This window comes from Pseudomonas zanjanensis (assembly GCF_014268745.2).
Taxonomy (GTDB): Bacteria; Pseudomonadota; Gammaproteobacteria; order Pseudomonadales; family Pseudomonadaceae; genus Aquipseudomonas; species Aquipseudomonas zanjanensis.
Map to the genome: position 1 here is coordinate 2322944 of NZ_JABWRB020000001.1, position 24155 is coordinate 2347098.

22 protein-coding genes are annotated in these 24155 nt (G+C 63.2%); 4 read left to right on the forward strand and 18 right to left on the reverse strand.

What is annotated here, in order from left to right; all coding sequences use genetic code 11:
- The first annotated feature begins 60 nt into the window (after positions 1-60).
- From HU715_RS09660 to HU715_RS09670, 3 genes are all read left to right on the forward strand, one after another.
- On the forward strand, positions 61-1155 hold the full coding sequence (locus HU715_RS09660; RefSeq protein ID WP_186705883.1) for an alkene reductase: 1095 nt from the start codon (positions 61-63) through the stop codon (positions 1153-1155).
- A 69-nt stretch (positions 1156-1224) separates the two neighbouring features.
- Positions 1225-2013: an SDR family NAD(P)-dependent oxidoreductase gene (locus HU715_RS09665; protein WP_186705882.1), complete on the forward strand. Its 789-nt coding sequence runs from the start codon at positions 1225-1227 to the stop codon at positions 2011-2013.
- Positions 2014-2102: 89 nt separating this feature from the next.
- A complete protein-coding gene (locus tag HU715_RS09670; protein ID WP_186705881.1) occupies positions 2103-3119 on the forward strand; it encodes an NADP-dependent oxidoreductase in 1017 nt (338 codons plus the stop codon).
- 20 nt (positions 3120-3139) lie between these two features.
- On the opposite strand, the gene HU715_RS09675 is transcribed toward HU715_RS09670, so the two are convergent.
- From HU715_RS09675 to HU715_RS09745, 15 genes are all read right to left on the reverse strand, one after another.
- Complete coding sequence (locus HU715_RS09675) at positions 3140-4750, reverse strand: gamma-glutamyltransferase family protein (RefSeq protein WP_186705880.1); 1611 nt, start codon at positions 4748-4750, stop codon at positions 3140-3142.
- Positions 4751-4792: 42 nt separating this feature from the next.
- A complete protein-coding gene (locus HU715_RS09680; protein WP_053184086.1) occupies positions 4793-5572 on the reverse strand; it encodes an amino acid ABC transporter ATP-binding protein in 780 nt (259 codons plus the stop codon).
- A gap of 2 nt (positions 5573-5574) precedes the next feature.
- Positions 5575-6351 (reverse strand): amino acid ABC transporter permease, encoded by a 777-nt coding sequence (locus HU715_RS09685; protein WP_186705879.1) that lies wholly within the window; start codon positions 6349-6351, stop codon positions 5575-5577.
- Positions 6352-6363: 12 nt separating this feature from the next.
- Positions 6364-7170 (reverse strand): ABC transporter substrate-binding protein, encoded by an 807-nt coding sequence (locus HU715_RS09690; protein WP_186705878.1) that lies wholly within the window; start codon positions 7168-7170, stop codon positions 6364-6366.
- A gap of 79 nt (positions 7171-7249) precedes the next feature.
- Positions 7250-7918 carry a GntR family transcriptional regulator gene (locus tag HU715_RS09695; protein ID WP_186705877.1) on the reverse strand — a complete coding sequence of 223 codons (669 nt, stop codon included), beginning with the start codon at positions 7916-7918 and terminating at the stop codon, positions 7250-7252.
- A gap of 407 nt (positions 7919-8325) precedes the next feature.
- Positions 8326-9267 carry a helix-turn-helix domain-containing protein gene (locus HU715_RS09700; RefSeq protein ID WP_186705876.1) on the reverse strand — a complete coding sequence of 314 codons (942 nt, stop codon included), beginning with the start codon at positions 9265-9267 and terminating at the stop codon, positions 8326-8328.
- Between the two features lie 208 nt (positions 9268-9475).
- Entirely contained in the window at positions 9476-10237 is a 762-nt protein-coding gene (locus HU715_RS09705; protein WP_186705875.1) for a 2-keto-4-pentenoate hydratase, read from the reverse strand.
- On the reverse strand, positions 10234-11841 hold the full coding sequence (locus tag HU715_RS09710) for a bifunctional 3-(3-hydroxy-phenyl)propionate/3-hydroxycinnamic acid hydroxylase (RefSeq protein WP_186705874.1): 1608 nt from the start codon (positions 11839-11841) through the stop codon (positions 10234-10236). The genes HU715_RS09705 and HU715_RS09710 overlap by 4 nt, the downstream gene beginning before the upstream one ends.
- Positions 11842-11843: 2 nt before the next feature.
- On the reverse strand, positions 11844-12707 hold the full coding sequence (locus tag HU715_RS09715) for an alpha/beta fold hydrolase (protein WP_186705873.1): 864 nt from the start codon (positions 12705-12707) through the stop codon (positions 11844-11846).
- Between the two features lie 27 nt (positions 12708-12734).
- Positions 12735-13337, reverse strand: a complete 603-nt coding sequence (locus HU715_RS09720) for an amino acid synthesis family protein (RefSeq protein WP_186705872.1) — start codon at positions 13335-13337, stop codon at positions 12735-12737.
- A gap of 14 nt (positions 13338-13351) precedes the next feature.
- On the reverse strand, positions 13352-13801 hold the full coding sequence (locus tag HU715_RS09725; protein WP_186705871.1) for a VOC family protein: 450 nt from the start codon (positions 13799-13801) through the stop codon (positions 13352-13354).
- A gap of 11 nt (positions 13802-13812) precedes the next feature.
- Positions 13813-14853 carry a VPS10 domain-containing protein gene (locus HU715_RS09730; protein ID WP_186705870.1) on the reverse strand — a complete coding sequence of 347 codons (1041 nt, stop codon included), beginning with the start codon at positions 14851-14853 and terminating at the stop codon, positions 13813-13815.
- 12 nt (positions 14854-14865) lie between these two features.
- Positions 14866-15660 carry an SDR family NAD(P)-dependent oxidoreductase gene (locus HU715_RS09735; protein WP_186705869.1) on the reverse strand — a complete coding sequence of 265 codons (795 nt, stop codon included), beginning with the start codon at positions 15658-15660 and terminating at the stop codon, positions 14866-14868.
- A 26-nt stretch (positions 15661-15686) separates the two neighbouring features.
- Positions 15687-17177, reverse strand: a complete 1491-nt coding sequence (locus tag HU715_RS09740) for an aldehyde dehydrogenase family protein (RefSeq protein WP_186705868.1) — start codon at positions 17175-17177, stop codon at positions 15687-15689.
- Positions 17178-17187: 10 nt separating this feature from the next.
- Positions 17188-18729, reverse strand: coding sequence for an acetolactate synthase large subunit (locus HU715_RS09745; protein ID WP_186705867.1), 1542 nt, complete (start codon positions 18727-18729; stop codon positions 17188-17190).
- Positions 18730-19002: 273 nt separating this feature from the next.
- Between HU715_RS09745 and HU715_RS09750 the strand changes: the two genes are divergently transcribed.
- Positions 19003-19755, forward strand: a complete 753-nt coding sequence (locus HU715_RS09750) for an IclR family transcriptional regulator (RefSeq protein WP_186705866.1) — start codon at positions 19003-19005, stop codon at positions 19753-19755.
- Between the two features lie 156 nt (positions 19756-19911).
- Here the strand turns inward: HU715_RS09750 and HU715_RS09755 are convergent, their stop codons facing one another.
- The 3 genes from HU715_RS09755 to HU715_RS09765 form a co-directional block, all read right to left on the reverse strand.
- Positions 19912-21237: an alginate export family protein gene (locus tag HU715_RS09755; protein WP_186705865.1), complete on the reverse strand. Its 1326-nt coding sequence runs from the start codon at positions 21235-21237 to the stop codon at positions 19912-19914.
- A gap of 83 nt (positions 21238-21320) precedes the next feature.
- The gene (locus HU715_RS09760; protein ID WP_186705864.1) at positions 21321-22670 is read right to left on the reverse strand and encodes an aminotransferase class III-fold pyridoxal phosphate-dependent enzyme; all 1350 of its coding nucleotides are present in this window, start codon (positions 22668-22670) and stop codon (positions 21321-21323) included.
- An 11-nt stretch (positions 22671-22681) separates the two neighbouring features.
- Positions 22682-24103 carry an aldehyde dehydrogenase family protein gene (locus HU715_RS09765; protein ID WP_186705863.1) on the reverse strand — a complete coding sequence of 474 codons (1422 nt, stop codon included), beginning with the start codon at positions 24101-24103 and terminating at the stop codon, positions 22682-22684.
- Positions 24104-24155: the final 52 nt, after the last annotated feature.

Genomic DNA, 24155 nt, shown 5'->3' on the forward strand with positions numbered 1-24155 from the left:
GCCCGCTCACGTCGGCAGGCTGTGCGCGACGTTTATCCAAACATACGGAAACAAGACACCATGACCGACCAGAACCTGTTCACGCCCTACACGCTGGGTAACCTCACACTGTCCAACCGAGTGGTCCTGGCACCGCTGACACGTAACCGTGCGGGGCAAGGTTTTGTACCGAGCGAGTTCGCGGCCACTTACTACAGCCAACGTGCATCCGCCGGCCTGCTGATCTCCGAGGCGTCACAGATTTCTCGGCAGGGCCAGGGTTATCAGGACACGCCCGGGATCTACACACCGGCGCAGATCGACGGCTGGCGCAAAGTCACCGAGGCCGTGCACGCCCAAGGCGGGCGGATTTTCCTGCAACTGTGGCATGTCGGTCGGGTTTCCCACGTCGACCTGCAAGAAAACGGCGCCGCCCCTGTGGCCCCCTCCGCTTTGCGTCCGGCGACCAAGGTGTTCGTCAACAACCGTTTCGAGGACGTTTCCGAGCCGCGAGCGCTGGACATCGACGAGTTGCCGGGGATCGTCAACGATTTTCGCCAGGCGGCGGCGAACGCCATCGCGGCGGGATTTGATGGCGTGGAGATCCACGGCGCGAACGGCTATCTGCTGGACCAGTTCCTCAAGGACGGCGCCAATGTGCGCACCGATGCCTACGGCGGCTCGATTGAAAATCGCGCTCGCCTGCTGCTGGAAGTGACCGCGGCCGTCGTGGAAGAAATCGGGGCCGAACGCACCGGCCTGCGCCTCTCGCCCGTCTCGCCGGCCAATGGCGTGTCCAGCAGCGCGCCCCAGGCCCAGTTCGACTACCTGGTCGATCAGCTCAATGCCTTGGACATCGTTTACCTGCACGTGGTCGAAGGCGCGACGGGCGGGCCGCGCGACGTTGCGCCCTTCGACTTCGGCTCATTGCGCCAGCGCTTCAAAAACACCTACATCGCCAACAACGGCTACGACCTGGACCTGGCCACCGCGCGGCTCGTCGAAGACCAGGCTGACCTGATCGCTTTCGGCCGGCCGTTCATTGGCAACCCGGACCTGGTCGAACGGCTCAAGACCGGCTCGCCATTGTCGGCCTTCAATCCCGCCACGCTCTACGGCGGCGGTGCGGCGGGCTACATCGACTACCCGACGCTCGCTGAATCCAGCGCGCGGTAATCCTGACCAGAACCCATCGGCGCACCTGGAAAACAGCGCGCTAACGTTCCCTGAAAAAGAGAATCACCCATGAACACTCGCACAACCGTTCTCATCACTGGCGCCTCCACCGGCATCGGCGCTGTCTATGCCCAGCGCTTTGCCCAACGCGGGCACAATCTGGTCCTGGTGGCCCGCGACAGCACTCGCCTTGAAGCGCTGGCCGTCAAGCTGCGCAGCGAACACAACGTTGCCGTCGACATTCTCCAGGCCGACCTCACCCAGATCAGCGACCTGACCACCGTCGAAGCCCGCCTACGGGACGACGCCAGCATCGGCATCCTGGTCAACAACGCCGGTGCCGCCCAGTCCGGCAGCTTCATCGAACAGTCGACCGACAGCGTCGCGCACCTCGTGTCGCTCAACACCACCGCGCTGGTCCGGCTGGCCAGCGCCATCGCCCCACGCCTGGTCCAGGCGGGTGACGGGACGATCATCAACATCGGCTCCGTCGTTGGCCTGGCACCGGAGTTCGGCATGTCCGTCTACGGCGCGACCAAGGCGTTCGTGTTGTTTCTCTCCCAGGGCCTCAGCATGGAACTCTCCCCGAAAGGCGTCTACGTTCAAGCTGTCCTGCCAGCGGCCACTCGCACCGAGATCTGGGAACGCGCGGGCATCGACATCAACACCTTGAACGAAATCATGGAAGTCGCTGACCTGGTCGATGCCGCGCTGGTCGGCTTCGATCGTCGCGAGCCGGTCACCATCCCGCCCCTGCAGGAAGAGGCGCGCTGGGATGCCTTGCAGGCGGCGCGCCAAGGCCTGCTCGGGCAAATCAAGCAGTCCCAGGTTGCCGAGCGCTATCAAGACCTGGCGTGATCGACGTCTAGCGGGCGCCGGCGCGAAGGAACGCGCCGGATGGCTCGACGCCTGCCCAGCCTGCTGCCCCCTTATGAGAACCAAGCACCATGAAGGCATTTCTAATCGACCGCTACGGCAAGCACAGTGGCCGTATCGGCGAGGTACCGGCCCCTGAAGTGGCTGACCACGACGTTCTGGTCCGCGTCCACGCCGCCAGCGTCAACCTCCTGGATTCGAAGATCCGCAAAGGCGAATTCAAACTGATCCTGCCCTACTCGTTTCCGTTGACATTGGGGCATGACGTAGCCGGGGTCGTGATGCGGGTGGGATCCCGTGTCCAACAGTTCAAGCCGGGCGATGAAGTCTATGCCCGCGCCCCGGATGGGCACATTGGCACCTTTGCCGAGCAAATTGCAGTGAACGAAAATGCCCTGGCCCGGAAACCGGCAAACTTCAACATGGAGCACGCCGCCGCCCTGCCCTTGGTCGCCCTGACGGCCTGGCAGGTATTGGTGGAAACCGCGGGATTGAAGAAAGGGCAAAAGGTCTTTATCCAGGCCGGTTCAGGGGGCGTCGGCACCCTCGCCATCCAGCTTGCCAAACACCTCGGCGCCTTCGTTGCGACCACCACCAGCACCCCCAATGTGCCTTGGGTCAAAGCGCTGGGGGCCGACGTTGTCATCGATTACAAGCAGCAGGATTTCTCCAGCGTCCTGCAGGACTATGACGTCGTGTTGAACAGCCTGGGCGCCGATGAACTGGAGAAGTCGCTGAAGATCCTAAAGCCCGGCGGCCAGCTCATCTCCATCTCCGGACCACCCTCCCCGCAGTTCGCCCAGGCCCAGGGATTTTCCTGGCCGCTGCGGCTGATCATGGGCCTGTTGAGCAGCGGCATCCGCCGCAAGGCCCGCCGACAGGACGTGACCTACGCCTTCGTGTTCATGCGCGCCAGTGGTCCTCAACTGCGCGAGATCACCACGCTCGTCGAGTCCGGCAGCATCAAGCCGGTGATTGACCGAGCCTTCCCTTTCGAGGCGACGGCCGATGCCTTGGGTTATGTCGAACAAAGTCGTTCGAAAGGCAAGGTCGTCATCAGGATTCACTCAGGAATGACCGATGAGTGAAACCCGTTTGCCTACGTTCATCACCACACCGCAATGTGCGAATCCGCCCGGGGCTCGGTCCCGCCGCACAGCACCCCGCTGAACGGGTCGCGCAGGATGATCTGGCCGCGGCCATAGTCGGTCAGGTCGCTGGCGATCTGAACCTCATGCCCCCGTCGCGCCAAGGCATTGGCCAGGTCCCGTGAAGCCCCGTGCTCGATCCCGACCTTCATGTCGCCCAGCCATTGCCAGCGCGGAGCGTCGAGGGCCGCTTGCGGGTTCAGGCCGAAATCCACCAGGTTCATGACCATCTGCACATGTCCCTGGGGCTGCATGTAGCCGCCCATCACCCCGAAGGGGCCGAGGGCCTCGCCATTGCGGGTGAGGAAACCGGGAATGATGGTATGGAAGGTCTTCTTGCCTGGGGCCAGGCAGTTGGCGTGGGTCGAATCGAGGCTGAATTCCTGCCCTCGATTCTGCAAGGCAATACCGCTGTTGGGCAGCACCACACCGGAGCCAAACCCGTGGTAGTTGCTCTGGATGAACGAGACCATGTTGCCCTCCCCATCCGCGGTCGCCAGGTACACCGTGCCGCTGGCGTGGGGGTCGCCGGGCGCGGGCGGTTGGGCCTGTTCGCCGATCTGCCGACGACGGTGGGCACTGTAGTCATCGCTGAGCAGGTCAGCCACCGCCACGCGCATGTGCAGGGGGTCGGTGATGTAGTGCAGGCCGTCGCTGTAGGCCAACTTCATCGCTTCCAGTTGGCGATGCCAGGTCTGTTGGCTGTCACGGTGATCGAAGTCGAAACCTTCCAGAATCTTCAGGGCCATCAAGGCCACCAGGCCCTGCCCGCTCGGCGGGATTTCCCAGACATCCACGCCTCGGTAGTTGACGTGGATAGGGTCGACCCACTGGGCGCGATAATCCTTGAGGTCCGAGGCGCGCAGGTAGCCGCCGCTGGCCCGGGAGTGAGCGTCCAGGCGCTCAGCCAGGGCACCGCGATAGAGGCTTTCGCAGGCGGTGTCGGCCAGTTCCTGGAGCGTGCGCGCCTGGGCCGGGTTGCGAAAGATCTCCCCGGCCCGTGGCGCCCGGCCGTCGATCAGGAACGTCTCGAACCAGGCGTCCAGCACAGCATCGCGATGGGGTGCGAACTCGTTCACGGCGATCTGCCATTGATGGGCAACCACCGGTGACAGCGCAAAGCCGTCCCGGGCCAGGCTGATGGCCGGTTGCAGCAACTCGGCAAAGGGCAGCTTGCCAAAACGTCGGGACAGCTCGGCCCAGGCCGATGGACAGCCCGGGACCGTCACCGGTGTCCAGCCATAGACCGGCATTTTTTCATGGCCAGCGGCCTTGACCGCCTCGATGCTCAAGGCCGCCGGCGCATGGCCGTTGCCGTTGAGGCCGTACAACTGGCCCTTGCACCAGACCAGCGCGAAGGCGTCACCGCCGATGCCGCAGCCCGTGGGCTCCACCACCGTCAGCGCGGCCGCCGTGGCGATGGCGGCGTCGATGGCATTGCCGCCTTTTTGCATGATCTCGATGCCCGCCTGGGCCGCCAGGGGCTGGGACGCGGCGACCATGCCCCGGCGGGCGAAGACGCTCTGGCGCTGCGACGGATAAGGGTACTCGTGGGCAGAAAATTTAAGCATGGCAAAAACTCTTCAAGACAGGAATTCGGTGGCCGGGAAACGTCACAGCACGCGGCTGAGAAAAGCCCGGGTGCGCGGATGAATCGGATGACAGAAAATCTGCTCCGGCGGCCCTTGCTCGATCAGCTCGCCCTGGTCGAGCACCACCACACGGTCCGCCACTTCCCGGGCGAAGCCCATTTCGTGGGTCACTACGACCATGGTCATGCCCTCCTCGGCCAATTCCTTCATCACTTGCAGCACCTCGCCGACGGTTTCCGGGTCGAGGGCGCTGGTGGGTTCATCGAACAGCATGGCCTGGGGCTTCATGGCCAGGGCCCGGGCAATCGCCACCCGCTGTTGCTGGCCGCCGGAGAGCATCGATGGGTAGTGATCGGCCTTGTCCGCCAGGCCGACCCGCTCCAGCAACCCGCGGGCCTGTTCCAACGCGGCGGCGCGAGTCACACCGAGCACCTGGATTGGCGCCTCGATGATGTTTTCCAGGGCGGTCATGTGGGGAAACAGGTTGAAGCGCTGGAACACCATGCCTATGTCCCGCCGCTGCCGGGCGATGTTGCGCTCCGACTCACGCACCAGGCTGCCATCGGCCCGTTCGCGATAGCCCATGGGCTGGCCATTGACGCGGATGCGTCCGCCCTGGATGTCTTCCAGCAGATTGATGCAACGGATGAACGTGGTCTTGCCGGAGCCCGACGCACCGATCAGCACCACCACTTCGCCGCGCCGCACTTGCAACGAGATGCCCTTGAGAATCTGCAACTCGCCGAAGGACTTGTGAACGTCCAGCGCCTCGATGATCAGCTCTTCGCTTTTATGCGCCATGGTCAACGTGCCCTCAGCAGGTTCAGGGTGCTGCGACCGAACATCCGCGTCGACGCCGGCGGTGGCGACGAAGGCAGGTCCGATTGGCCGAAGCGAGTCTCCAGCCAGCGCTGGAAAAAGCCCCACAGCGTGGTCAGCAACAGGAAATAGATCGCCACCACCAGGTACAACTCGAATACTCGGAACGTCGCCGACGTGACCATCTGGGTACTGAGCAACAATTCCTGGACGCCGATCACGCTGACCAGCGTGGTGTTCTTGAGCATCACGTTGAACTCGTTGCCCAACGGCGGAACGATGACCCGGAACGCCTGGGGCAGGACAATGCGCCGCATCAGTTTGGCGAAGGTCATGCCCAGGGAACGTCCGGCCTCGTATTGCCCCTTGTCCACCGCACCGATGCCGGCGCGGATGATCTCGGCCATGTAGGCGCCCTCGTTGAGGCCCAGGGCGATGATCGCCGCCTGGATATTGCCGGGAATCACCAGCCCAAACAGGTCAATGTCTTCGAAGCGGAAAATCCCGCCAGCGGCCAGCGCGGTGTAGAGGAAGACGATCTGCACCAGCAATGGCGTGCCGCGCATCAACCACACGTAAAAGCGCACCGGCACATGCAGCAACGGGTTCTTCGACAACCGCAATAGCGCGGCGGCCAGCCCCAGCATGCAGCCCAGCAACATCGCCAGCACACTGATCAGGCAGGTCAGCCAGAGCCCGGTGAGGTACACGCCACTGGGCTGGAGCAGGTACTGCCAGAACACATCCCAATTGAAATTCATCGACGGTTCACCTCAATCAAGGGTGTCACTGGAGACATGCCATTTGCCGAGCAGTTGGCTGTAGCTGCCATCGCTGCGCATATCGCCGATCACCTGCTGCACGGCGGCGGTCAGCTGCGGATCGTCCTTGCGAATACCCAGGCCGGTGAGAATCCGGCTGAAGGCCGGCACGCCTTCCTCGAACAGGTCGGGGGCCATGGTGGCGTAGTAACCGGCGGTTTCCACGGTGGTGCCGTAGGCGTCGACCTGGCTGATGCGCAGGGCCTGGAAGGCATCGGTGTCGGAGTTGTAGACCACCAGTTTCATGGCCGGCTTGCCGGCCTTGGCCAGGGTTGCGTTCTCGGCGTCGAGCAAGGTCTTGATGGTGGAGCCATTGAGCACCGCGACCTTGTGACCAGAGAGATCCGGCAGTGTCTTGAGGCCCTTTGGATTGCCCTTGGGCACCACCACCGCCTGGCTGGAATACATGTAGTTGACGATGTCGATCACCTCGCGGCGCTCGGGCTTGTCGAACAGCTGGTCGACGATCATGTCGCACTGTTGGGCCAACAGCGCCGGGAGCAATCCGGAAAACGGAATCACCCGCCACTCCACCTTTTTGTCCCCCAGGCGCTTGGCGATTTCCAGCCCCAGGTCCACGGTCAATCCCTTGGGTTTCTGCGCCTCATCGAAGGACACCAGCGGCGGCGAATCCATGCCTGAGCAGTAGACGAGTTTATCGGCCTTGAGCAAACGCTCCGGGACAACGGGCGCGGCAACCGCCCATTGCGCACAGAAACCCAAGGATAAAGCGGCAACCAACAGGCGAGGCTTATGCATGACCAGACACTCCAGTTCATTAATGACGGGCAGTACTCAAAGTCAAAACACGGGGCAGGCTCTAAGTGACCCGCTCTCGTTATTTTTTCGATTGCAGGAACTCGATCAATTCAGGGACGGTGCCTTCGATGTGCGCACGCACCACCGCCTCGGCCTTCTCGGCATCGCCCGCACGCAGGGCGTCGAGGATCAGCATGTGCTCCTGACGCGCACTCAGGGGCTTTTCCACATGCTGCAGCCACAGGCGCATGGGCGCTTCGATCAGGGAATAAAGCGCGCTGATCTGCTTGAGCAATCGCGGACGACCGCTGAGGCTGCACAGGTATTCATGGAAGGCGCGATGGCGGCTGACCCACTCGGCGCTTTCCTCGCGGTAATCGTCCATCTCGTCCAGCAAGCGCTCCAGGGCGGCCAGCTGGCGCTCACCAATCTTCGCCGTCGCGACACGCACCGCCAGGCCTTCGAGGGCGCTGCGCATTTCGAAGACTTCGTGCAACTCATCGATGTCCAGGCCGCTGACCACCGCCCCGCGATTGGGCCGCAGGGTCACCAGGCCCTGGGCATCCAGACGGCGAAAGGCTTCGCGCACTGGCATGCGGCTCATGCCGATCTCGTTGGCGATGTCCTCGGCGATCAGCCGGTCGCCCTTGCGTAACCGCCCGCCACAAATGGCATTGAGCAAGAAGTTGTAGGCCTCCTCCTCGGCCGTCATGGGCGGGCGTTCAGCGTACGTCGGAGCAAATTGCATGGCAGCACCTTCTGCATTTTTGTATCCAATTATCCATGGATTCATAAAAGCAGAATGCATGCCAACCACACGCGTTATCGTGCAAGGGTTTGATTTGAAGGAAGTTTCCGAGGAGAACGACCGCCCGTCTCTGGCCCAGGGTGGTACGGGTGTGCTACCAAACAGCTCAGCGGCTGCCTTTTATCGGTGCAGGAAGGCGCTTTGGTAACACCGCAATACCGTTCACTCAAGGCTGGTTGGATTAATTGTGGCGAGGGGATTTATCCCCGCTGGGCTGCACAGCAGCCCCAAAAAAAGGCTGGATGCAGCCAACCTGGCACATTGCGGTGGCTGGGTTCAGGGCTGCTGCGCAGCCCAGCGGGGATAAATCCCCTCGCCACAGATTTCGCCTGCGCATTTGGAGCTCTTCAAGCCGGTGCCCTGGGCGTGTCCGAGGGTGACTCGCCAAACAGCGCCCGGTAATGGACGGCAAAATGGCTCAGGTGGAAAAACCCCATCGCCACCGCGATTTCACTGACGTTCAGCGCGGCCGCACGGGTCGTGATCAATCGACGGCGCACCGCATTGAGCCGCAGGTTACGCAGGTACTCCACCGGACGCATGCCGGTGACGGTCTGGAAACTGTTCTGCAGGGTCCTGCGGCTGACCCGCAATTGCTCGCACAAATCGAGGATGCTCAAGGGCACATCGGCGCTGGCCACCACCAGTTCCTGGCAACGCTTGACCAGGTAGGCACTGACGGCAAAATTGCCGCGCCGGCCGCGCACCTCGTCCGTGGCGTGGCTGAACAGGTCGAGGAAGGCGTTGAGCAAAACGTCTTCGAGGATTTTCTCCGCGGCGGGATTGACCGCATCGGTCTGTTCCAAAAGGTGACGAAACAGTGGGTGGATCCGCTGTTGCACCCGGCGCAGTACCGCCTCATCCACGCTGACCTGGGACACGCTTTTCAAGCGCTTGAGCTGTTCGCTCGACAGTTCGTAGGCCGCGAGCTTGGCAAACCGCACCGTGTCGACATTGGCCGCGAAGAAATGCGTGCCTTCCGGGGCGTGCAAGACGAAATCTTCGCCATCGCGCAACAGCACGACGCTGTGGGCGCCCACCTGGTGCCCCTGCACCACCGGCGCACCACCCAGGGACATGGCAATGCACAAGCGTCCTTTTGGCGCGCAACCGCGCTGCACGACGCGTTTATCCAGCACCTCCTGGAAAATCTGGAAACGCTCGGCGCACACCTGCCGCAGCTCGCTGGACAGGCAACCGCGCCCGAGCTGGTCATAGACTTGTTGCCAACCCAGGATCGAGCCGGCGTGTTGCTGAGGATCATTGAAGGTACGGACTTCGGCGAACATGATCATTGTTCCTCGGTGGCGCTGTGCTTACTGCCTGGTACGGTTATGCAAGCAAGTCGGTAGCCCCGTGGCGAGGGAGCTTGCTCCCGCTTGACCGGAGCTGGCGCTCCAGCGCGAAGCGCTCACAAAAATGGGTCTGCTGCGCAGCCCAGCGGGAGCAAGCTCCCTCGCCACGGGTTCATCATTTCATTTGGGTGAACAGTGCTGACTACCGGAAATCCAAAGCCAGTTCCATGCCAAGCATGTGCAACCGGTACTCGGCAGCCTTGATGTCCAGAGGCGCCAACAAAGCCCCGGACAGCACCACCTGCCCCGCTTCAACGCACTGCCCATCGGCCAGCAAGCGCCGGACCAGCCAGCACAGGTTGGCCTGGGGCGTGTCCTCCCGCGCCTGGGCATTGCCCTCGCCACAGGGCACCCCGTCACATTCCAGGCGATAGTTCACGTGGGCCAGTTGCCCGGGATGAAACCTGACCCGCGACCCCAGGCAATACAGCGCCGCGGCAGCATTGTCGGCCAGAAACGCGCCGACGCCGAAACGCCAGCCTTGCCAACGGCAATCGGCGATCTCGAACGCCGGCGCGACTTCGGAAATGACGGCAAGGATGTCCTCGTCGCTGTAGAAGCCGGGCACCAGCGTGCGCCCCAGGACGAACGCCAACTCGATTTCCAACTTCGGCTGAATCAGCCGTGCGAGGGACACCGTCTGTCCAGGTTCCACGACCATGGCATCGGTCAGCGCCCCCAACACCGGCTCATCGATACCGAAACGGTCCTGGGCGGCGCGGCCGGCGAAGGCCACTTTCCATCCGGTCAGCCGCTCACCGCCGACCTGGCGCCGACGCAGTGCCTCGCGCTGCAAGGTGTAGCCCGTCGGCAAATCGACGGCCTCGGGTTCCAACGAAGGCAAGGCGTGTATGGCCTGCCCGGCATCGTGAAGCCGGACCAGCAGATCCTCTTCGCGCCTCATGACAGTTGCTCCGCCAGTTTGCGCAACACGCCTTCGAGTCGCTCGGGGGTGGTGATCGCAGCAACGAACCGATCCGGCCGCACCACCACGACGCAATCTCGGACCTTGGCAAACCATTCCCCCAGGCGGTTATCAACGTCTTCGACGCAAATGGCACCGCTGGCCGACAAGGGTTGATTGCGCCCCACGCCACTGCGCGAGCGATTGATCTGGATGAAACGCGTGTCCCAGCGCGCCCAATAAGCAGCGGTCTGCTCGCTGAGTTGTTCGCTCGGATTGACCCGATACCCCAGCACCGCATAGGAATGCCCCAGTACCTCGTCCAGGCGCCGACGCTGGCCTTGGGAATCTTCGATGGACGGTTGGATGAACAACTGTCCAACCAGATCATCCTCATGCAACTCGGCACGCTCGTGATACACCAGGCCTTTGGTGATGGTCGCCTTGGGTTTGAACTTGAATTCCAGCAAATGCGAACGCAGGTTGTCGACGCTGTTGACGGCCTGGAACAACCAGTCCCGCACCCCGGCCATCAACGGGTTGGTCAGCCCCAGGACCGCGCCCATGTTGTCGGCTAACGCGATGAGATCGGTCGCGTGCCCGCGGCGCTCCTGGTCGTAACTGGCCAGGATCGCCGGCGCCGCCCGCCCCTGGAGAATCGCGGCGAGCTTCCAGCTGACGTTGGCGACATCACGCAGGCCTGAGTTGAGCCCCTGCCCGGCCCAGGGCGGGGAAATATGCGCCGCATCCCCCACCAATGCCACACGGCCCTGGACAAAGCGCGCCGCGACCCGGGAGTTATGGGTGTAGGCGCGGATCCGGATGATCTCCAGTTGATCGACCGCCTCGCCAATATGCCCACGGATCAAATCCCGGATCATCGCCTCTTCGCACATCCGGGTCTCGTCTTCGCCCTCCAGGAGCATGAACTCCCAGCGCCGCTGCTGATACGGCAGGTAGATGCAGACAAAGGGTCGCTGAGGGTCGGCATGCAGGGCGGTGTACGGTGCATCCAGGGAGTCGTTGGCCGTGTCGATCACCACCCATTTGCGCGGATGGGTCAGCCCCAGCAATTCGATGCCGAGTTTCTTGCGCACGCTGGAACGTCCGCCATCGGCACCGATCACGTACTGCGCCTGCAACTGATACAGCTCCCCTTGGGCATCGCGCACCTGCAAGGTCACGCCCTCGGCGTCCTGCTCCAGATCGAGCATTTCATGGCCCTGGCGCAACTCGACACTGGCGTGTTTGCCCAACTGCTCGCGCAGCGTCGTTTCCAGCAACTGCTGCATGAAGATGTTGCGCATCGGCCAGCCATAGTTCGCCGTGCTCGGCTTGACCTCGGCAAAACACACGCCCCGCGCATTGTAGTAACGCAGGGGCACGTTGCTGATCATGTCGCGTGCGGCCAGCTCAGCGATGCCGATGCCCTGCAACACCCGCAGCGCCTCGTCATCCATGCCCACCGCACGGGGATACGGCAGGACGCCGTCAGCCAATTCGAGGACGATGCAGTCGATACCGTACAGCCCCATGTAATGAGCGGCCGTGATCCCGTTCGGGCCACCGCCCACGATGACTACCTGGGTTTTCTCCTGCTTCATCGCTATTCACCGCTTTGTTGTTGTGGTTTTAGGCATTGGTCGTACAAATAGTCCATGACGACAAGGTTGAACATTGCGCTCTGGTCATCATGAACGTAATGGCTGGCGTCGGCGATTTCCTCTGTGTTCACCCACTTGTTGGCCTGCTTTATCGACTCGAGGGTCGCCAGGGGCAGGAAGTCGGAACGGGCGCCACGAATGAACAGCGTCGGGCAATCCAGCGCCCGTACCGCCGGCCACAGATCGGTCGGGGTAATGCTCAGGCGCGCCTGGGCAATGCCTTGCTGGTCGTGACGCCATTCGATTCCAGCCGGGGTTTCCTTCATCGAATACATCAACCTGGAGGCCAGTCCCTCCTCAGAGAGACCAGGTCGCGCTTGCAGCCAGAACTGGGCGGCGCTCTCCCAGTCAGGAAACAACAGCGGTGTCTGGCTCATCTCGCGCCGAATCCGCGCGGCGCCGTCACCGCTGACCGAAGAACCCGGGCCGATGTCTTCGATCACCAGTGCTTGCAGTCGTCCCGGATGGAGCCGCGCATACTCCAGCGCATTGGTGCCACCCAGAGAATGCCCCACCAGGACGAAACGCTGCAGCCCCAAATGTGCCACCAGGTCTTCAAGATCGTTGACATAGACCTCGGTCCGGTAACTGGAGGCATCCGCCCAGTCACTGTAGCCGCGACCGCGCTGGTCAAGGGCATAGCAGCAGTACCGCTCGCCCAACGCATTGGCCAGGCCATCCCAGGTCTGGGCATAGGAACGCAGCCCATGGAGCAGCAGCACGGGAATGCCTGACGCATCGCCCCATGACAGATAGTGCAGGCGCATCCCCGAACGATTGGTGAAGAACTGGCTGTTTGCAGACATTCGTTGGCTTCCCACGATCAGCGCCCCTCAATACAGGCCGTCATTGCCCTTGACGTCAGCCGCCTGGAGACCACCCAGGCGCGCATGCAAACGCCCGCGCGTGGCGAAGGCCCAGATGATGATCAACTCGTCGGCCGCCGGACCATCGCCGAACGACAGGGAAATGCTGTCGTAGTGGGAACGGACATACAGCGCGTCCTTGTGGGCCAGCGGCACGTCGATGGTCACGCCAGGCCCGCCGCGCTTGCCGGTGGAAGGCACCCAGGACTTGCCGCCGCCCAACGCGACACGGATCGGATCCGCCGCCGGATTGGTCAGCAATGCATTGCCGTGCTCGTACTCACCTTGGCTGCCCACAAGGCACGCCTTGCCGTAACTGACGATCTCGCGCTGGCCCGCCAGTACCCGAATGCGCCGACCAAACTCCTGGCCCAGCAAGGGTGACGGTTCTATCAACTCCGCCAGGCTTTCACTGAAACGGCCGGCGTAAGGGTTGGCGATCACCGCGCCGATGGCGTACTTGAACAGCGGCTCGCCGTCGGCCAACTGGCCGGTTTCGTTGGCCAGGGTTTCCTCGACGAAGCTGTACCATTTGCGGATGTGATAACTGGCGAAATTCGCGGTTTTCATAAGAGCAGTCTCATTCAAAGTGGGTCGAGATCGAAATGCCGGCTGGGGGCGCCAGCGGCCTTGAAGCGGGCCTTGCCGAGCGCATCGTCGTGTTCGGACTCGAGGAAAAATTCCATGCGATTGCCATCGGGGTCGTTGAAATACACGCCGTTGCCGATCTCGTGGTCGGTGATCTTCACCACTTCGACGCCCTTGTTCAGCAACATGCCGTAGAGCTTGCGCAGGGTGGTCATGTCGCCCGCGATCTCCAGCCCGTAGTGCTGCAATCCCAGGCCGCCCTGGTGGGCTCCGGGTTCCGCGCGGAGCAACGCGATGTCGTGATGCTTGGCACCAAACGCCATCATGATCCAGCTTTCACCCCGGGCGCTTTCATGCATGCCCAGCACGTCGGCGTACCAGCGCGCCGACACTTGCGGGTCGCGCACGAACAACGACAGGTGAGTACGAACGACTTCGACTTTCATCGCACGGTCCCTCAGTTTTTCTTGATGATGGATTGATGCCCGGACTTGATTTGCGCCACGGCGGGCGTCCAGAGCACATCAGCGATTTCACTGAACTCGCGCCACTGCTTCTGCCAGCCGTCACCGCCATTCTCGGAGGTGAACAGATGACCGTACTTGGTACCGGCGACGATCTGGCGAGGGTCGGCAGGGTTCAAGGCAATCGCCCAGACACAGGAGTTGGGTTGTTGCGGCAGTGGCAGCACTTCCCAACTGACGGCGGCATCCCGGGAGACCAGCACCTTGCTGGTGGTGCCTGGGGTGCCGTCGGAGATGCTCAGGTACAGCGTATCCTCGCTGCCCAACGCCGCATTCATGGCGCGCACGTAGTACAGGCCGAAGGTTTCCCGGGCGACGATGCCAGTCCAGGTCTGCCCTTCGTCGAGGCTGCGGTACACGGCGTTGACGCACACCACGACGATGACCTTTTGCCCGTGGTTGGGCAGGACCACGATGTTGTGCACGTCCGAGTTGTAGTCCCACAGCAAGCGATCATCGACGCGGGTCCAGCTGTCGCCACCGTCACGGCTGTGGAACAGCCCACCCTCTTCCAGGCCGAACCAGAGTTGGTTGCGGTCCGTGGGGTCGTAGGCGAAGGCCAGCAAGCGTGGACGACTGACGCCGTCGCAGAATTCCGGGATTTCCACCGGGGCCCGATCCCAGCTCTGGCCACCGTCGAGGGTGCGCCACAGCACGGCGCGTGACGGCGCGCCGGTGCCGACGAAAATCCGCTGCGCATCCTGGGGATCCACCGCGACCTTCCAGACTGTCTGCCCATTGAACGGCGAATCCACCCGCTGCCAATAGCCGCCGGTATCGCGGCTGACGCACAGGCCGACATCGGTGCCGGCGTAGACCACCTCGGGCGCGCCCGGATGAAAACTCAGGGACCGGGTGATCGCATCGAATTCCAGGTCCTGGCCCAGGCCCAGGCGATGCCAGGTGCGACCGTCGTCGGCGCTGCGGATCAGCGCTTGCCCGACGGTGGCGACCAAAAGGGTTCCGTTACTCATCACTGCTGCTCCTCAAATGAAGATGCCACGGGTCAAGCCGCCGTCGATGCCAATCGATTCCCCGGTCACCGCACCGGCCTTGGGGGACGCGAGGAAACCGATCAGCCAGCCCATTTCGATGGGGGCCAGGGTGCGTCGGATCGGCGTCGCGTCGATGTAGCCCTGCTCCACCTGCTCGGGCGTCTTGCCCTGCTTGACCCCTTCGCGCTCGTACAGCTCCTGGATGTGCGGGGTGTCGACCACGCCGGGGTGGATCAGGTTGACCGTGATGCCGGACGGGCCGAGTTGATCGGAGAGGGTCTTGGTCATGTGGGCGATGGCCAGGTTTCGCATGCCCGAAAGCACCTTGCTGCCACGCCCGGTCAGGCCACCGATGTTGATGATGCGACCGAAACCGCCAGCCTTCATGTGCGGCGTCACCGCCTTGGCGCAACGGAAATAGCCGATCACCTTGGTGTTGAGGTCCGAGAGCAGTTCATCGTCGCCGGCATGTTCGATGTCGTTGCGCACCACGCCGGACGGGGCCGCCGCGCCGTTGACCAGGATATCGATGCGGCCAAAGTGCTTGTGGGCCGCTTCGACCATGTCGGACACCGCCGACATCTGGTTGGTGTCACAGAACAGCGGCAGCACCTCGTTGCCGGTCTCGGCGCTGATTTCCTCGGCGGCTTGCTGGAGGTATTCCATGCGCCGCGCGCAGATCACCACCTTGCAACCTTCCTGAGACAGAAAGCGCGCGACTTCCTTGCCGATGCCCATGCCACCGCCGGTGACGATCGCCACGCGGCCTTGCAATTCCAGATCCATAGCAGTTCCTCTTGTGATTATTCGGCTCAGGCCAGATCGACGAAGACACTTTTGGTTTCGGTGTAGGCATCGATCACGTTCTTGCTCATTTCCCGGCCCCAGCCGGATTGCTTGTAGCCACCGAAGGGCGAGGCCGGGTCGACGACGTTCCAGCAGTTGATCCACACCGAGCCGGCCTTCAACTGCGCCGCCACGCGGTGGGCGGAGCGCAAGTCACGGGTCCACAGTCCGGCCGCCAGGCCATAAGGCGAGTCGTTGGCACGCAGCACCAGCTCGTCGATTTCGGTCCAGCTCATGACGGTCAGCACCGGGCCGAAGATTTCTTCCCGGGCGACACAGGCGCGCTCGGCGCGGTCGAGAAACACGCTGGGGCGGATGAAGTGGCCGCGCTCCAAATGGTCGGGACGATCACCGCCGCAGATCAGTTCGGCGCCCTCGTCCTGGCCCCGCTGCAGGTAGCCACGCACCGTGCCCAATTGCCGGGCCGAGACCAGCGGGCCCATGCTGTTGGCCGGATCCAAGCCTGGCCCCAACACATGGGCGGTGGCGTGGCGCTGGAGCTCTTCGAGCACCTGGTCGAGGACGCTGGCGTGCACGTACAGACGCGAACCGGCGGTGCAGACTTGGCCCTGGTTGTAGAAAATCCCATCGGCGGCGCCTTTGGCGGCCCGGACGATGTCGGCGTCCGGCAGGATGATGTTGGGGGACTTGCCACCCAACTCCAGGGAGACCTTCTTCATGTTGCCGGTGGCCGCCTGGGCGATCAGCCGGCCCACTTGGGTCGAACCGGTGAAGGCGATCTTGTCCACGTCCAGGTGCTGGGCCAGCGGTGCGCCAGTGCGCGCGCCGAGGCCGGTGAGCAGGTTGACCACCCCGGCCGGGAAACCGGCGGCCTCGATCAATTGCACCAGGCGAATGGCAACCAGGGGCGTCTGTTCGGCGGGCTTGAGCACCGCGACACAACCGGTCGCCAGCACCGGGCCGAGCTTCCACACGCACATGGTCAGCGGAAAATTCCACGGCACGATCAACGCGCAGACGCCCACCGGCTCGCGCAAGGTGTAGTTGAGCATCGGCGCGCCACTGGCGGGCGACACCGGCAACGTGCTGCCTTCGATCTTGGTCGGCCAACCGGCAAAGTAACGAATGATATTCGCGGCGCTGGCCGCTTCGCCCCGGGCCGCGCCGATCGGCTTGCCGTTTTCCAGGGTGATCAATTGCGCCAGCTCTTCGCGATGCTGGTCGAGCAGTTCCGCCAGGCGAAACAACAATAGCCCGCGCTGGGCCGGCGACTGCTGCGCCCAAGCTCCGGTGAAGGCCGCGCGGGCGGCAGCGACGGCGGCATCCACATCGCGTTCGCCGCCTTCGGCGACTTCCGTCAGGGTGTGTTCAGTGGCCGGGTTTTCCACGGCAAACCGGCGACCATCGGCGGCGTCCTGCCAGGTGCCGCCGATAAACAGGCGCCCGGGTAACGACAGGAACTTCTCGACCGCGGGTAACAATTGAATCTGCTTCATATCCCCTCCTTCACAGCGCCATTTCAATCAGGCAAGGACCGCCATCGGCCTTGGCGTTGGCCAGGGCGCGCTGCAACTCGCCGTTGGTGTGCACAGTGCTGGCCGGCAAGCCGTAGCCCTTGGCCAGGGCCTTCCAATCGATGCGAGGACGGTCCAGTACCGTCAGGCTCAGGGCCTCGGGGCCCAGCTCGGTCATGCCGAAGCGGCGCAGTTCGTTTTGCAGGATGGCGTAGCGATGGTTGGCCGCGATCAGGATCACCACCGGCAATTGCTCCCGGGCGATGCTCCACAAGGTCTGGATCGTGTACTGGGCACTGCCGTCCGATTGCAGGCAGAACACCTTGTTGCCACGCTCGGCCATGGCGGCGCCAAAGCCCACCGGGATGCCCTGGCCGATGGCCCCACCGGTATTGGTCAAGACCCGATGCCGTGCGGCATGGGCCGAGGCAGTGAAGAACGGATAGCCGCACGTCCCGCCTTCCACCGAAACGATGCAGTCGTCCGGCAGCGACGCGGCCATCACCTGGCCCACGGATTGGGGCGTCAACGTGGCTTCGCTGGGCGGCAGTTCGATACCGCTTGGCGTGGGCACATAAGCCGGTGCTTCAAGGGCATCGGCCAGCGCAGTGAGCGCCCCGGCAACGTCGTCCCCCACCTCAGCCAAACACAGCAGGCGTTCACGCTCGGCCAGCCGCGAGGCAATGCCTTCGTAGCCGAAATAGCTGATGGGTTCGGGGACGCCGGCGCAGACCACCGCGTCATATTGATCCAGGATCTCGATGGCCACTTCAGGGAAGTAAGGCAGGCGATCCAGGTCCGGCAGGCCACCACCGCGATAACTCACGCGGGGAAAGGTTTCGGCGAACAGTCGCACGCCCGGCAGCCGGGCCAGACGCCCCGCTGCTTCGAGTCCGGCGACGGACAAGCCTTGGTCGCCGACGATAAACACCAGGCGCCGGCCATCGCGCAGTGCCTGGGCGACCGCCTCGATCCGGTCACCGGCAAAACGCCGGACCGGGGCCTGCAATGCGGTGAAGGCTTTCTCGTGCTGCACGGTGTTGGCTTGCAGGTCCATCGGCAGAATCAGGCTGGCGATCTGGCCGTTGGCTTGCCAGGCGGCACGCACCGCCTCCTGGAAATCTTCACCAACGCCCGATGCCGTGCGCGAGGTACGTACCCACGTGGAAACGCTGCCGGCCAAGGCCTGGATATCACTGGCCAACGGCGGATCGTAATTGACGTGCCAGGACGCGTGATCGCCGATGACGTTGACGATCGGGGTGTTGGCGCGACGGGCGTTGTGCAGGTTGGCGATGCCATTGGCAAAGCCGGGGCCGAGGTGCGTCAAGGTCATCGCCGGCTTGCCGGCAATCCGGCCGTAGCCGTCCGCTGCACCGGTGCATACCCCTTCGAACAAGGACAGTACCGGCTTGAGGGCTGGCGCGCTGGCCATGGCTGCCACCAGGGGGATTTCAGTCGTTCCGGGGTTGGCGAAGCAGTATTCGATACCGCTCGCCACCGCCGCTTTCACTATCAGTTGCGCACCATTCATTTCCAGCCCTCTTCATCGAGCGTTTGCAGTGGCTGAGATTTATCACACAGCCAAATCGACAAAACAAGCTATTTTTATGCATTAAAATCATATTTTGAGATAAATGCATATTTTTGAAGGGCAAATGACTGGAAATCAGTTTGCATTTCTCAAGCGTTCGGTTACCGTGGCAACGCGCTCCTGAGGGCATGCGCGGGCTTTTCATCACCGCCGCGGCTACCTATAGTGCTCACCCAACGCCCCCCTACGCGCCATTCCCCCTTTAGGAGCGAAATGAGCAGTCTGAGCAAAATGCTGAGCGTGCTGGACCTTTTCGGCCCGGCCACGCTGAAGATCGACCCTGATACCATCGCCGAGCGCATGGGCCTGTCACGGGCGACCGTGTACCGCTACGTCAAGGATTTGTGCGATGCCGGCCTGCTGGTTCGGGTGGATGCCGGCAGCTACGGCCTGGGGCCACGCATCATTGAGCTGGACTGGATGATGCGGCAGTACGACCCGATCCTCGTGGCCGGCCGCGAGTTGATGCACGAGCTGTCCGATGCCACTGGCCTGGCGGTGTTCGCCAGCGTTTTCTACGACGGCCGCATCATCAACACCTACATCGCCGAACCCAGCGACACCTACCAGTTCTCATTCGGCCGCGGCCAGCCGCTGCCGTTCTTTCGCGGTGCGCAATCCAAAGTGTTGATCGCTTTCCAGAAGGGTCGACGCCTGCAACGCCTGTTCGAAGAGCACCTGGCCAACGACCCCCACGGCAGCTATGACTGGGCAAGCTTTTCCAAGGCCGCGAAAAAGATCCGCAAGGACGGCTATTGCATGACCCACGACGAACTCAACCTGGGGCTCACCGGTATCGCGGCGCCGATCGTCAACCCCGAACTCGACGACGTGGTTGGCAGCCTGTCGGCCGTCGGCAGCACCGACAGCTTCAAGCTGCTGCGCCAGGAAACCGTGATTGAAATGGTGATGGACACGACACGGCGGATTGCCGAGCGGATGCAGAATCCGCCTGCGGTTGGCTAGAAAGCACAGACACTGCTCACTCAAGAGAAACACTGTCCCTGTGGCGAGGGAGCTTGCTCCCGCTGGGTCGCGCAGCGGCCCCTCTTTTTTGGGCCTGCTACGCAGTCCAGCGGGAGCAAGCTCCCTCGCCACAGGGTTTATCGAACAGCCCTGGCCTCAGAACGGCACGGCCACCGTCACCTGGCTGTAGACGTTGGTGCCATTGCCGCTCACTTGATTGCCCCCCGTCGTTGCGTCCCGATCCGGCTTGTAGAGGCCGATCAGCGGCGTGACGATCAAATGTTCGTTCACCGCCCATTCGGCGTACAGGTCCAACTCGCGGGCATCCAGGTCCAGCGCGTTGTCTTTACGCACGGTGTTGTAGTCGAAGTACAGCGCACCGAGGGTCAGGTTCTCCAACGGCTTGGCTGTCAGGCCGACATGATGAATGCCCGTGTTGCTGTTGAAGGGCCCGGCATAATTACCCGCGACTTCGCCCTGGAACCAAGTGCCATAACCGGTGCTCTGCCCGGTGAACAGCGAATCCCACTTCTGCGAATAGCGGGTGTAGCGGTACGTCAGCTTGGGGGCCCAGGCGAGCTCGGCAAAGGTGTAGCCGGCCTCGGCGTACCAGGCGTTCTGCGGGCCGGCGTCCTTGTCTTGCCAAGCGTATTCGAACGCCAGGCTCGCATTTTCAATGCCGGCGTCACCTTCACCGCGAAGACTGTAGACATCCATGCCCTTGCGTTGCCGCTGGAAATCGCTGGCCCACCGGTCATTCACATCCAGGCCGTGGATCCAGGTCAACCCCAAGGTCCCGGCCTTGGCGGTGTAGTCCAGCGTGCCGGCGGCCAGTTCGGTTTCGGCCTGGGCGCGGTTGTCGGACTTGAGCCACACCACGCTGCCATGCAGCCCCTCCTGCCCACCCAGGCGCAACACGGCGGTCTGATCGAACGCGTGCCGGGCCGCCAGGTAATAGGCGCCACCGCGATTCAAGCGACCGTCGGCAGGCCCTTTGCCCAGGTTCGGCCCGTCATCGTTGATCAAAAAGCCCCTGCCCAGCTTGACCACCTGGCGACCGCCGGAGATATCGACACCGTCCTGCCCCAGCACGGGGAACAGGTCGGCGGAGCGCCACCCCAGGTACGCGTCTTCGATCTTCGTCGTGCGCTCGCTGCCCAGCGAATTGCCGGCCGCGTCGCCATCGCCCCAGGTGGCGGAACTGACCAGGCTGAACGCACCGTAGACGGTGCCATGGCCGGCCAGGCCCTGGTCGCCGCTGACGCCATACTTGATGAAACCTTCGCGCCAGGTTGAACCGCCGGGCCTGCCGTCGTAGTTCTTGCGACTGTTGAAATGGCCGAACACTGCCAGCAGGTCGGCGTTGAAATGCGTGTCGTCATCGGCATACAACTCATAGGCCTGGACCTGAGTCGCGGCGCAAAGCGCCAGCGTACAGGCCAGGCCACTGCCGAAAATTTCCATACGCGATAGGTTCCGCATGGCTGGAGCTCCTTGTGCTGCGCCTTTTGAAGGCTGTTTTTATATTCAGGGAGCCGGCACGGCATACCGCGCCGGCTTACAGATCAGCGGCAGTCGGCGAGCGCACCGTCCAACGCACCGACCATCAGGGCGGCCTCGTCGCTGGTGAGGGTCAGCGGCGGAGACATCACGATCTTGTTGCCAATCGGGCGCACCAATACGCCGGCCCGACGCGCTTGCTCGGCGATGCGCGAGGCCAGGCCGTTGGCGGGGTCAAGCGGCTCGCGGGTGACCTTGTCCGCCACCAGGTCCACGGCGATCATCAAGCCCTTGCCTCGCACTTCGCCCACCACCGCGTAACGTTCGGTCAACGGCTGCAATTGCTCCAGCAATTGGGCACCGACTTTCCCGGCATTGCCCGGCAAGTCCTCGGCCTCGACGATGTCCAGCACCGCCAGGGCCGCCGCACACGCCGTCGGGTGTCCGCTGTAGGTGTAGCCGTGCATGATCACGTTGCTGAAACCCGGACCGTTTTCGATGGCATCGACGATGCGCTGGTTGAAGACCGTGGCGCCCATGGGGATGTAACCGGCGGTGATGCCCTTGGCCAGGCACAGCACGTCGGGCGCGACGCCCCAGCCCCGGCTGCCGAGCATGCAGCCGGTGCGGCCGAACCCGGTGACCACCTCATCGGCGATCAACAGGATGCCGTGGCGGTCGCAGACTTCCCGCAGCCGCTTCCAGTAATGCGCCGGCGGCACGATCACGCCACCGGCGCCTTGCACCGGTTCGGCAATCAACGCGGCAATGGTCTGCGGGCCGAGCAGCGCGATCTGTTCTTCCAGCTGGCGAATGCAGTGAGCGGTCAGTTCTTCTGGATCGCGGCAGTCCCAGGGGTTGCGGTACAACCACGGCGTATCGAGCAGATGACAGCCGGCCAACAGCGGCCCATGGTTGTAGTGATACACGCCGTTGCCACCCACTGAGGTGCCGCCCATGTGCACGCCATGGTAGCCATTGCGCAACGACAGGAAACGCGTGCGCCCTGGCTCGCCGCTGGCGATCCAGTATTGGCGGGCCATTTTCAGGGCCGTCTCGACCGCATCGGAACCACCGGAACTGAACAGCACCCGCGCCATGTTTTCCTGGGCGAACATCGACGTCAGCCGCTCGGCCAGGTCGAACACCCGTGGATGGGCAATGCCGTCGAAGGTCTGGTAATAAGCCAGTTCGTCCATCTGCGCGGCGATGGCCGCCTTCACCGAAGGTCGGTTATGGCCCACGTTGACGTTCCACAGGCCACCGACACCGTCGAGCATGCGATGCCCCTCGATATCGGTGATGTAGTTGCCGTCGCCACGGGCGATGATCAACGTCTTGGAGCGGTTGGCGGGCGCCGAAGAACTCATCGGGTGCCAGAACTTCTTCTGTGCTGTCTTGTAGTGCTCGTACATGGTTGCAGTCCTCATTCTGTTTCACGCTTGCGTACGTACAGCAGTTGCTGGCCGGTGAACTCCAGCAACCCTTCAAGGCCGAACTCGACGCCAAACCCGGACATCTTGCTGCCGCCAAACGGCGTATTCGGCTGGATCTGCGCATGGCAGTTGACCCAGGCCATGCCGCATTCCAGGCGACTGGCCAGCGCCTGGGCCTGCTCGCTGTCGCTGCCCCAGACCGAACCACCCAGGCCCATGTCGCCGGCATTGGCGCGGCGCAGGACGTCCTCGACATGCTGGTAGGCAATCAGCGGCAACACTGGGCCGAACTGTTCCTCGTCCACCAGGCGCTGCCCGTCGGTCACATCGGCGACCAACGTCGGCGGGTAGAAAAAGCCCGGGCGGTCCAGACGGGCACCGCCGCACAACACCCGCGCTCCATGGGCACGGGCATCGGCCACCAGTTCCTCAACCAGCTTCAACTGTTCGAGGTTCTGCACCGGGCCAAACGTGACCCCAGGCGCCAAGCCGTCACCCACCACCTGACGCTGGGCGATCCGGGCCAGGGCCTGGGCAAAGGCTTCGTACTGGGATTGGTGGATGTACAAACGCTTGAGGGCCGCGCAGGTCTGGCCCATGTTCAGGAAGGCCGCCTGGAAAATGTCTTCGGCCACCGCCTCCACCGGGGTTCCGGGCAGCACGATGGCCGCGTCGTTACCGCCCAGTTCCAGGGTCAGGCGCTTGAGGTTGCCGGCAGCACCGCGCATCACGCTTTGGCCGGTGGCGGTCGAACCGGTGAAGACGATTTTCTGGATACCGGCATGGGTCGTGATCGCGCTGCCAAAACCTTGTTCGCCGGTCACGCTATTGATCACCCCTCGAGGCACATGGCGCGCGATGATCTCCACCAGGCGCAGGGTGCTCAGGGGCGTCAGGCTTGACGGTTTGCTGATCACACAGTTGCCGGCCCGCAACGCTGGCATGATGTGCCAGACGGCGATCATGAACGGCCAGTTCCAGGGCGTGATCGACGCGACGACGCCCAACGGCTTGCGGTGCAGCTCAATGCGCTGGCTCGGGGTTTCTTCCACCAATTCCACAGGGATCTGCTGCTCGGCGGCGTAGCGCGTCCAGGCCACCGCCCCCATCACTTCAGAGAACGCCAGTTCCAGTGGTTTGCCCTGCTCCAGGACAATCAGCCGGGCCAACGGCTCGGCGTCCTGCTCGATGTCCGCGGCGATGTCCAACAGGCGTTGGCGGCGATTTTCATGGGTGCTGTGGCGCCACTCGACAAAGGCCGCTTGCGCCGCCTCGACGGCAAGGTCCAGTTGGGCCAGGGAACCGGCCGGACACCGTGCGAACACCGTGGCGGTCGCCGGATTGAGCACATCGAAGTGGCCGTTCTCGCCGTCGACTCGAATCCCATCGATGAGCATTTGATAATCGTGCATGACACCTTCCTTTCGCGCGCTGCCGGACCGTCCCGAACGGCAGCGGATTTAT

Coding starts and splice junctions, on each gene's coding strand:
- HU715_RS09675 (WP_186705880.1), bottom strand. CDS start 4,750: ATGCTTAAATTTTCTGCCCACGAGTACCCTTATCCGTCGCAGCGCCAG.
- HU715_RS09695 (WP_186705877.1), bottom strand. CDS start 7,918: ATGCAATTTGCTCCGACGTACGCTGAACGCCCGCCCATGACGGCCGAG.
- HU715_RS09690 (WP_186705878.1), bottom strand. CDS start 7,170: ATGCATAAGCCTCGCCTGTTGGTTGCCGCTTTATCCTTGGGTTTCTGT.
- HU715_RS09760 (WP_186705864.1), bottom strand. CDS start 22,670: ATGTACGAGCACTACAAGACAGCACAGAAGAAGTTCTGGCACCCGATG.
- HU715_RS09765 (WP_186705863.1), bottom strand. CDS start 24,103: ATGCACGATTATCAAATGCTCATCGATGGGATTCGAGTCGACGGCGAG.
- HU715_RS09735 (WP_186705869.1), bottom strand. CDS start 15,660: ATGGATCTGGAATTGCAAGGCCGCGTGGCGATCGTCACCGGCGGTGGC.
- HU715_RS09710 (WP_186705874.1), bottom strand. CDS start 11,841: ATGAAGCAGGAGAAAACCCAGGTAGTCATCGTGGGCGGTGGCCCGAAC.
- HU715_RS09745 (WP_186705867.1), bottom strand. CDS start 18,729: ATGAATGGTGCGCAACTGATAGTGAAAGCGGCGGTGGCGAGCGGTATC.
- HU715_RS09665 (WP_186705882.1), top strand. CDS start 1,225: ATGAACACTCGCACAACCGTTCTCATCACTGGCGCCTCCACCGGCATC.
- HU715_RS09700 (WP_186705876.1), bottom strand. CDS start 9,267: ATGTTCGCCGAAGTCCGTACCTTCAATGATCCTCAGCAACACGCCGGC.
- HU715_RS09755 (WP_186705865.1), bottom strand. CDS start 21,237: ATGCGGAACCTATCGCGTATGGAAATTTTCGGCAGTGGCCTGGCCTGT.
- HU715_RS09685 (WP_186705879.1), bottom strand. CDS start 6,351: ATGAATTTCAATTGGGATGTGTTCTGGCAGTACCTGCTCCAGCCCAGT.
- HU715_RS09720 (WP_186705872.1), bottom strand. CDS start 13,337: ATGAAAACCGCGAATTTCGCCAGTTATCACATCCGCAAATGGTACAGC.
- HU715_RS09725 (WP_186705871.1), bottom strand. CDS start 13,801: ATGAAAGTCGAAGTCGTTCGTACTCACCTGTCGTTGTTCGTGCGCGAC.
- HU715_RS09680 (WP_053184086.1), bottom strand. CDS start 5,572: ATGGCGCATAAAAGCGAAGAGCTGATCATCGAGGCGCTGGACGTTCAC.
- HU715_RS09715 (WP_186705873.1), bottom strand. CDS start 12,707: ATGTCTGCAAACAGCCAGTTCTTCACCAATCGTTCGGGGATGCGCCTG.
- HU715_RS09730 (WP_186705870.1), bottom strand. CDS start 14,853: ATGAGTAACGGAACCCTTTTGGTCGCCACCGTCGGGCAAGCGCTGATC.
- HU715_RS09750 (WP_186705866.1), top strand. CDS start 19,003: ATGAGCAGTCTGAGCAAAATGCTGAGCGTGCTGGACCTTTTCGGCCCG.
- HU715_RS09670 (WP_186705881.1), top strand. CDS start 2,103: ATGAAGGCATTTCTAATCGACCGCTACGGCAAGCACAGTGGCCGTATC.
- HU715_RS09660 (WP_186705883.1), top strand. CDS start 61: ATGACCGACCAGAACCTGTTCACGCCCTACACGCTGGGTAACCTCACA.
- HU715_RS09740 (WP_186705868.1), bottom strand. CDS start 17,177: ATGAAGCAGATTCAATTGTTACCCGCGGTCGAGAAGTTCCTGTCGTTA.
- HU715_RS09705 (WP_186705875.1), bottom strand. CDS start 10,237: ATGAGGCGCGAAGAGGATCTGCTGGTCCGGCTTCACGATGCCGGGCAG.